The organism is Muriicola sp., from assembly GCF_049669965.1.
Classification (GTDB): domain Bacteria; phylum Bacteroidota; class Bacteroidia; order Flavobacteriales; family Flavobacteriaceae; genus Muriicola.
This window is the reverse complement of sequence record NZ_JBATLB010000088.1, coordinates 1-1,583: the sequence shown is the minus strand read 5'-3', so window position 1 is coordinate 1,583 and position 1,583 is coordinate 1. Positions and strand designations below refer to the sequence as shown.

1 protein-coding gene and 1 tRNA gene are annotated in these 1,583 nt (G+C 39.7%); one reads left to right on the top strand and one right to left on the bottom strand.

All coding sequences use genetic code 11. The features are described from left to right. Nucleotides 1-98 precede the first annotated feature (98 nt). On the top strand, nt 99-1,418 hold the full coding sequence (locus WBM49_RS05020) for a cation:proton antiporter (protein WP_424370969.1): 1,320 nt from the start codon (nt 99-101) through the stop codon (nt 1,416-1,418). Nucleotides 1,419-1,458: 40 nt separating this feature from the next. Here WBM49_RS05020 and WBM49_RS05015 read toward each other — a convergent pair. Beyond that, nucleotides 1,459-1,530 (bottom strand) — tRNA-Gln (locus WBM49_RS05015). Nucleotides 1,531-1,583: the final 53 nt, after the last annotated feature.

Below are 1,583 nucleotides of genomic sequence, written 5' to 3'. Positions count from 1 at the left end.
AGAAGGATTTTCCGAAAGGTGGGAACTAAAACAATTTGCATTCAACAAATTAGTGTACATTTATTTTACAAACCACTGTAATTAAAACAGCAATCCCTATGGACGTTTTCTCGAGTTACAACCTTATTATTGAAGCATCAGTTATTCTGATCCTGTCTTTTATTTTCAACGGGATTTCAAAAAAAACTAACATCCCTTCCGTTTTGCTACTCATTTTTCTGGGAGTTATTCTACAGTTTGTACTTTCCTATTTTACCTCAGATACGGTAGATTTCTTTCCTGCACTTGAAGTATTGGGCATCATAGGTTTGATTATGATAGTCCTGGAGGCTGCGCTGGAATTAGAGTTAAAGAGGGAAAAACTACTGCCCATATTGAAATCCATGGCCGTGGCACTCATTGGCCTGATAGGTTCTGCCTACCTGGCTGCACTTATCCTGTACCAGTTTATTCCGGATATGAGCATGCAATCTGCCTGGCTATATGCCACCCCACTTTCAATTCTTTCGAGTGCCATAATCATTCCAAGTGTAAGTGGTTTAAAGGAGCACAAAAAGGAATTCCATATTTATGAAAGTACTTTTTCAGATATCATGGGGATCATGATGTTCTATTTTCTTGTTGGTGGCTTAAATCCGGAATCTGATGGAGGTATTGGGGGTTTCGCCCTCAATATTGTGTTAACCATTGTAATTTCTATCATTGCGAGTTATGCCATCATTCTCATCTTTCAGGAAATTAAAAGTCAGGCTAAATTGTTTCTTCTCATTGCAGTGCTTTTGCTGCTGTATGCCATTGGGAAGCAATTTCATTTATCGTCATTGCTGATCATTCTCATTTTCGGGTTAGTGATTGCTAATATGAAACTCTTTTTTAAAGGTAAATTCGCCATTTTCCTAAACCAGGAAAAGGCACACCGTATCTATCATGAACTTCATATCGTTACGCTTGAGACGGCATTTGTGGTACGCACCTTCTTTTTTGTCATCTTCGGACTTACCATTGTGGTTTCCTCTCTTTTTAGCCTCAGTGTTGCACTGATTAGTCTGTTGATGATCATATCCATTTATGTGGTGCGGTTTGTAACCCTGCGTGTTTTTTACGGAAAGGATATTCTCCCTCAGCTCTTCATTGCACCCCGTGGTCTTATCACCGTACTTTTATTTTATGCCATCCCGGCTGAAGCCCAGGTAAGTTCTTTTGAACCGGGTATCTTATTATTTGTAATTATTGGTACCAGCCTGGTCATGACATGGGCAATGATTAAGGATAAAAAGAAGATGGTCACCAGCCTGGATAAGGTTGATGAAGAAATCCTGATCATGGAAAAAGAAAATATCGCCTATGAAGAAGAACAAGAAATTCCGCTAACGCCCCCATCAAAAGAAATAGGTGGTGAGGAAGAACCTCCGGCATAAAAAAACCCATTACATACGTAATGGGCTTACTTCTTTGCTGTTGGCCTACTAGGACTCGAACCTAGAACGACTGGACCAAAACCAGCTGTGTTGCCAATTACACCATAGGCCAATGGTGCTAAAGAGCGTGCAAATTTAAGACAAAGTTTCATTTGCACAAACATT